The organism is Sporolactobacillus sp. STSJ-5 (assembly GCF_024385605.1).
Taxonomy (GTDB): domain Bacteria; phylum Bacillota; class Bacilli; order Bacillales; family Sporolactobacillaceae; genus Sporolactobacillus.
Genome location: NZ_JANFOJ010000026.1, coordinates 23,721 through 29,879, shown reverse-complemented (window position 1 = coordinate 29,879; position 6,159 = coordinate 23,721). Strand labels below are relative to the sequence as shown.

Genomic DNA, 6,159 nt, shown 5'->3' with positions numbered 1-6,159 from the left:
TATTTTGCCCCGTATTTAAACGAATAAACCAGTGTCTTAGCCGAGAATCAAAGCAGAGGTGCGAGACGCCTGCGGGTGCGGCCCTGTTGATCGCGTGCCAGCGAAACCCCGCAGATTTCTGCTTATCTGAGGAGGCTCGCGGTGCGCCCGCGGTCGCGCTCAGTTGATGCGAGCAACCGAAGTGATGATTCAGCACCGTAAAGACACAAACCAATGACACATGACTGGAGATTAGAGACCGGACTTGTGCCCGGTTTTTCTAATGCTATGTTCATTTAATGATAAATGAGGGGGGAGCGGTGTGATTATTGATATTGTATTTTCCGGTGGAGGTGTCAAAGGATTTGCGTTTGCCGGAGCGCTGCAAGTACTTGAAAAAGCAGGGTATACATTTAAGCGAACAGCGGGTACAAGTGCAGGCTCTATCGTCGCGGCATTAATTGCTGCAGGATACACTTCTAAAGATTTGAAAAAAATAATGAGCGAAATGGATACAAATAAACTACTTGAGCCTTCAGTGCGTATGCGCTTTCCACTATTTAAATGGTTTCGCCTGTATTTCAAGATGGGTCTTTTTAAAGGGGATTACCTTGAACATTGGATTGCTGGTCTTCTCAAGGCCAAGGGAATAGAAGAGTTTGCTGATTTACCTAAAGACCGATTGAAAATTATTGTTTCTGATGTTACGAAAGCAAGGCTTGTCGTGATTCCCGATGATTTAAAGGATTATGGATTAGATCCGGATCACTTCTCAGTCGCACGTGCTGTGAGAATGAGCTGCTGTTTGCCGTTCTTTTTTGAACCAGTGCCCCTTTATGATGCAAGTGGAGTAAAGTCGCTAATCGTTGACGGGGGCATCTTGAGTAATTTTCCATTATGGATTTACAATAAGGAGGATGAATTGCCTGCCAGACCATTTTTAGGATTACAGATCGCAGACAAAGATTCGGATTTCAAAGAAGCGTTAAAGATTCGAAATGCAGCAGAACTCTTCCGTGGCCTTTTTAAAGCGATGCGTGAAGCTCATGATGAGCGAGTCATTGAAAAATTAAAAGGTACGAATATTATTTGCCTGCCGGTGGATAAAGTGAAAACGAAAGATTTTCAAATATCCGAACAGGAACGGGAGCGTTTGTTTAAAATTGGCGCAGATTATGCACAAAAATTTCTTGAACAGTGGTCTTATTAACAAAAGCTGAAGTAAAGGGATCGGCAGAATTCAGCCGGTCCCTTTTAAAAAATAAAAATGTGATTATTCAAGCCTTATTTAAAAAAGCAGTCTTTTCTTCTTCTTATTCTTGCGACCTTCGATTACGGTTAAATGTCCATGATCTTTCGCCGATTGATGTGTCAGTGTTTTAAGTGAATGGGACCCGTTCTTTATTACTTTAAATTTTGACGCAGGATGAATGCTTCGCGTCCTGCGACCGTTTGAAGCCGTTTTCTTTCTTTTGCGTGACTGACGCAGTGCTCTATTATAACGTGCCTGATCTCCGTTTCCCGTCCATTCGGCGAGACGTCTGAAAAAGAACAAGCCTATAATGATAATTAACGTGATAATAATCAACTGCGTAACGATCACGCTTTTTTGACTAGGTAAGAACATGGAGAGCAGGCCGAAAAGTCCGAGACCCCCAATTACAAGGAAGGTTAAGGAATAGAAAAATGTTCTCACGGACACTCACCTCCGTTTTTTTTAAAGCACCTGCCGCACGAGTGCTTGTTGTTTTTCAATGACTGATTCTCTGCGACGCATCTCTTCAAAGGCATGAATACCGATTTCAATCTGATCATCATCTGGTTCTTTTGTTGTTAGCAACTGAACCCACAGCCCTGGATAGCCGAGCCATTTTAACACAGGTATGTGACGCACTTTATTTGTAAGTCTAAGAATTTCATAGGCGAGCCCAAGGTCAAGAGGGATTAGCGCTATTCGATAAACAAGTCTGAGCCATAACGGTTCTGTCGGAACAAAAAAGTAAAGAAAGATACTGATTATCGCAGTAAACAGGATAAAGCTTGAACCGCATCTGTAATGAAGTCTTGAGTGATTGCGCACATTAACAACAGTCAGTTCATCTCCACTTTCAAATGTATTAATTACTTTATGCTCAGCTCCGTGATATTGAAACAGCCTTTTCATAATAGGCGTTAATGAAACAAAATAAACATAGCCGATAAGGAGCAGAATTTTGAAGAAACCTTCAAGCAGTACTTGAGCAACGGTACCAGAGATAATCGGTTCGAATAAACTCGCAATGAATGCAGGAACAAGTGTGAAAATAAATTTGGCAAAAAGAAATGAAATGATGCCTATTGCGGTAAGTCCGATTACGGCTTCTAAATGAAACCCTTTTTTTGGTTCTTCGGTTGTCTCGACCTTTGCACCAGGTTCTTCATCGAAGACTTCAGAAGCATAATTCAGATGCTTTGTGCCGATTGCACTTGCCTCAATAATTGCCACAATTCCTCGAAGAACCGGAATCTTTCGGAAAAATGCAAGGGAATGAAATTCTTTTTTTGGTGCCTCAAAATAAGTGACTGATTGATCTTTTCGACGCACAGCCGTAACTGTCGTGTATTTGCCGCCCATCATCACACCTTCAATGACTGCCTGCCCACCATATATAGGAAGAATTTTTTCCATTAACTAATCAGCCCGATTCTCATCAATAATTTAATATCTCTACACTTATTCTTATTCTACCCGAATTTACTTAAAACCTCTAGGATTGTATTCGTGATCTATTCATAGTTTTCTAGTTGGAAGCGTATTTCCGTCGGTAGCATGGACCTTTTTTACCACTTAGTATATGAATAATATTGAAATGGGCATAATGAAGCACATGAATCAGGCTTAAAAGGGGAACGATCATGGCTAGACAAAAAAAATCGGTAAAGGGAAAGAAAAAAAATCAGTTATCAAAATCAATCGGACGCACGGCGGTCACCGGCTTGTTTGGTGGATTATTTTGGTCTGGGATGGGGCTCATCTGCCATTTGTTAAACTTCAGCAAAGTTGGTCCATCCTTATTATTTGCACCGCTTACCTTTTGGGGATGGAGAAATGAAATAGGCGGTCAATTACTTGCTATTGCCGGCTGCAGTATCCTCTCTATTTTTGCTGCTTTAATTTATATGCTGATCTTTAGCAAAATAAAATCAATTTGGTTTTCAATCGGGTTTGGTCTCTTCTTATGGGGATGCGTCTTTTTTCTATTCCGCCCATTCCTTAACGGCTTACCGTTTGTGACAAGATTGGATATGAACACATTGATAACGACACTTTGCTTGTATGCACTGTATGGATTATTTATCGGCTACTCTATTTCTTTTGATTTTGAAGAAAATTCAAAGGGAAGCAACTATTCAAATCAGTGATGCTGTGGTAAAATGGCTAAAGTGAATTTTGTCTGCGCACCGTTCATCGATGCGAGCGGGAATATCCTTGTTAGAGCGCTTTTCGATGCATTATTTCCCGAACAGGGGAATGAATGCTTTTTTCATGGGTGTGGGCATGAGCGTTTTCAGACATTGTTTTCCATTATTTAAAATGAGTGACGGGGACGGTCCCCATAGCAACAAGCGGCGCATTTAAAGGAGGAAGCTTATGATTTCTGTAAATGATTTTAAAACAGGTCTGACGATTGAGGTAGACGGAGATATCCTCTCTGTTATCGAATTCCAGCATGTAAAGCCGGGTAAAGGTGCTGCATTTGTGCGTTCGAAATTAAGAAACCTCCGTACAGGAGCGATTCAGGAAAAAACATTCCGCGGCGGCGAAAAAGTGAATCCGGCGAGAATTGAAAATCGTAAAATGCAATACCTCTATTCCAGTGGTTCTACCTATACATTTATGGATATGGAAACGTATGAACAGCTTGATTTGGACGCAAGTCAAATCACAGAACAACTGAATTTCCTAAAAGAAAACATGGAATGCAACATTCAATCCTATCAAGGTGAAACGCTTGGCGTTGCACTTCCTAACACCGTTGAGCTCGAAGTAACAGCGACGGAACCAGGTATTAAAGGTGATACAGCGTCCGGCGGATCGAAACCGGCAACACTTGAAACAGGGTACGTTGTCAGCGTTCCATTCTTTGTTAACGAAGGGGACAAACTAGTCATTGACACTCGCTCAGGACTCTATGTTTCCCGAGCATAACTAACTTAGATAAATATTCAATAGCAAACAGCTTCTTCGGAAGCTGTTTTTTTATATGCTCAAAATGTTTGTCAATAAGCAGCTGCTGCTCTAAGAACAGTAAATTCCTTTATCTTACATCCACATTTTCTATATTTCCCAAATCGAGTCATTGCATATTTTCCTTGTAATGTTCTTATCAATCCGCATTGAAGCAAGCATATTGTGTACAAGCCGGCATATATTTTGAGAAGAACTAAAGAACTGTTCAGCAGTCTTTATCCGAGGTGATTCTATTGAACGAGATTCTGCCCTACCTCCCTGAACCATTCCAGCAAATCATTCTTCGGATGCCTGAAAAAGAACGCAGTATGCTTGAGGAAATACGCTGCCGCACGGGTCGGCCATTAGAGTTAATCGTATCCGGAAATCAATGGCTGCCAAGCGACAATTCAAGGATGCCGATTTTCAGCAGGGAGCAGGCACGGGAACTGCTTCAGAAAATAGGAAAATACTCATTGTACACACTTGAAGAGGAACTGAAACGGGGCTACGTAACCATTCAAGGTGGGCATCGAATCGGATTGGCCGGACGCGTGATCACGGAGCGTGGCCATGTGCTGCGCTTGCGTGATGTAACCTTTTTTAATATTCGACTTGCCAAACAAAAGATTGGTGCCGCACTTCCGTTGGTTCCTTTTCTTTACAATCGTCGACGCTGGTTTAATACGCTGTTAATCGGAGCACCTCAGACGGGTAAAACAACGATGCTCAGAGACTTAGCTCGTCTTGTAAGTGAAGGCATTGCGGAACGCTATATTGTTTCTCGTAAGACCGCCATTGTTGATGAACGCTCTGAAATTGCAGGTTGCGTGAACGGAGTTCCCCAGAATCGGTTGGGGGCACGTACCGATGTGATGGATGCATGTCCAAAGGCCGAAGGAATGATGATGATGATTCGATCAATGAGTCCGGAAGTGCTCATTGTGGATGAAATCGGCGGATTAGAGGATACAGCAGCTCTGTTTGAGGCGCTAAATGCCGGTGTGACCGTTATGGCTACTGCTCACGGATTCACATTTGATCAGTTGACCCAGCGGCCGTCCATTCGGCCGTTAATCGACGCCAAACTATTTGATCGTTTTGTTGTTTTATCCCGTAGAAGTTATTCAAATCAAGCGGGGTGTCGGTTAACGATCCTTGATCAACTCGGGCGAAAAATGTCTGCAACAGAGGGGGTCTGGCAGTGATGAAAATTATCGGATCACTTTTTATCTTATTTGCGTCTACCGCAGCCGGATTGATTCTTGCCAGACGATTCCGAGACCGGCCAAGAGAAATTAGACAATGGCGTTCCGCACTTCAGTCCATTGAAGCAGAAATCATTTATGGGCGTGTTCCGGTTGATCAATTGGCCGAAGATCTTTCCAAGCAGATACCATCTCCGTTGAACTATTTCTTTACATTATTGAGCACTCAGCTCCGCAAAAAAGGTCTGCCGCTGCAGGAAGCTTGGCTCAATTCGGTGGAACAATTTTGGCCGAGAACAGCTATGAAGATTCCGGAAAAAGAAATTATTCTTCAATTTGGCACGACACTTGGAACTGAGGACGCGGAAAACCAAAAGAAACATATTCAACTTGCTTTAGCACATTTAGAGCGTGAGGAATCGGATGCGCGTCAGTCTCAAAAATCAAATGAAAAGATGATGCGGAGTTTGGGCTTTTTAACAGGCGTACTGGTTATTCTCTTATTCATATAAATATGATTTTGTTATTGGTCGAGGGGAGAGGAGGGAGTTCCCGGTGTCACTGGATGTGAATACAATCTTTCAGATAGCAGGTATCGGTATTATCGTTGCCATGATTCAAACGGTTTTGAAGCAGATGGGCAAAGATGATTGGGCGCAATGGGTCACTCTAATTGGATTTATCGTCATTCTCTACATGGCTGCGACACTCATTGATGATCTTTTTGAAAAAATACGTCAAGTATTTCTCTATATGTAGAGA

Annotated in this window: 8 protein-coding genes; 6 read left to right on the top strand and 2 right to left on the bottom strand. The window is 42.4% G+C overall.

Annotated elements, in window-relative coordinates; all coding sequences use genetic code 11:
* The first annotated feature begins 301 nt into the window (after positions 1 to 301).
* Positions 302 to 1,189: a patatin-like phospholipase family protein gene (locus NOM01_RS16130; protein ID WP_255749591.1), complete on the top strand. Its 888-nt coding sequence runs from the start codon at positions 302 to 304 to the stop codon at positions 1,187 to 1,189.
* A 78-nt stretch (positions 1,190 to 1,267) separates the two neighbouring features.
* On the opposite strand, the gene NOM01_RS16125 is transcribed toward NOM01_RS16130, so the two are convergent.
* On the bottom strand, positions 1,268 to 1,675 hold the full coding sequence (locus tag NOM01_RS16125; RefSeq protein WP_255749590.1) for a hypothetical protein: 408 nt from the start codon (positions 1,673 to 1,675) through the stop codon (positions 1,268 to 1,270).
* 21 nt (positions 1,676 to 1,696) lie between these two features.
* Positions 1,697 to 2,647 carry a DUF1385 domain-containing protein gene (locus NOM01_RS16120; RefSeq protein ID WP_255749589.1) on the bottom strand — a complete coding sequence of 317 codons (951 nt, stop codon included), beginning with the start codon at positions 2,645 to 2,647 and terminating at the stop codon, positions 1,697 to 1,699.
* A gap of 227 nt (positions 2,648 to 2,874) precedes the next feature.
* Here NOM01_RS16120 and NOM01_RS16115 point away from each other — a divergent pair, with 227 nt between their 5' ends.
* The 5 genes from NOM01_RS16115 to spoIIIAC all read left to right on the top strand — a co-directional run bounded on the left by NOM01_RS16115 (position 2,875) and on the right by spoIIIAC (position 6,156).
* Complete coding sequence (locus NOM01_RS16115) at positions 2,875 to 3,381, top strand: YqhR family membrane protein (protein WP_255749588.1); 507 nt, start codon at positions 2,875 to 2,877, stop codon at positions 3,379 to 3,381.
* A gap of 229 nt (positions 3,382 to 3,610) precedes the next feature.
* Positions 3,611 to 4,168, top strand: coding sequence for an elongation factor P (efp, locus tag NOM01_RS16110; RefSeq protein WP_255749587.1), 558 nt, complete (start codon positions 3,611 to 3,613; stop codon positions 4,166 to 4,168).
* 275 nt (positions 4,169 to 4,443) lie between these two features.
* The gene (gene spoIIIAA / locus NOM01_RS16105; protein WP_370646185.1) at positions 4,444 to 5,397 is read left to right on the top strand and encodes a stage III sporulation protein AA; all 954 of its coding nucleotides are present in this window, start codon (positions 4,444 to 4,446) and stop codon (positions 5,395 to 5,397) included.
* Positions 5,397 to 5,909 carry a stage III sporulation protein SpoIIIAB gene (spoIIIAB, locus tag NOM01_RS16100; RefSeq protein ID WP_255749592.1) on the top strand — a complete coding sequence of 171 codons (513 nt, stop codon included), beginning with the start codon at positions 5,397 to 5,399 and terminating at the stop codon, positions 5,907 to 5,909. Before spoIIIAA ends, spoIIIAB begins: the two co-directional genes overlap by 1 nt.
* Positions 5,910 to 5,952: 43 nt before the next feature.
* Positions 5,953 to 6,156 (top strand): stage III sporulation protein AC, encoded by a 204-nt coding sequence (spoIIIAC, locus tag NOM01_RS16095; protein WP_023511026.1) that lies wholly within the window; start codon positions 5,953 to 5,955, stop codon positions 6,154 to 6,156.
* Positions 6,157 to 6,159 lie beyond the last annotated feature (3 nt).

What these genes read in the sequence shown, in the direction of transcription:
- NOM01_RS16120 (WP_255749589.1), bottom strand. Translation starts at nt 2,647, where the DNA reads ATGGAAAAAATTCTTCCTATATATGGTGGGCAGGCAGTCATTGAAGGT.
- NOM01_RS16115 (WP_255749588.1), top strand. Translation starts at nt 2,875, where the DNA reads ATGGCTAGACAAAAAAAATCGGTAAAGGGAAAGAAAAAAAATCAGTTA.
- efp (WP_255749587.1), top strand. Translation starts at nt 3,611, where the DNA reads ATGATTTCTGTAAATGATTTTAAAACAGGTCTGACGATTGAGGTAGAC.
- spoIIIAB (WP_255749592.1), top strand. Translation starts at nt 5,397, where the DNA reads ATGAAAATTATCGGATCACTTTTTATCTTATTTGCGTCTACCGCAGCC.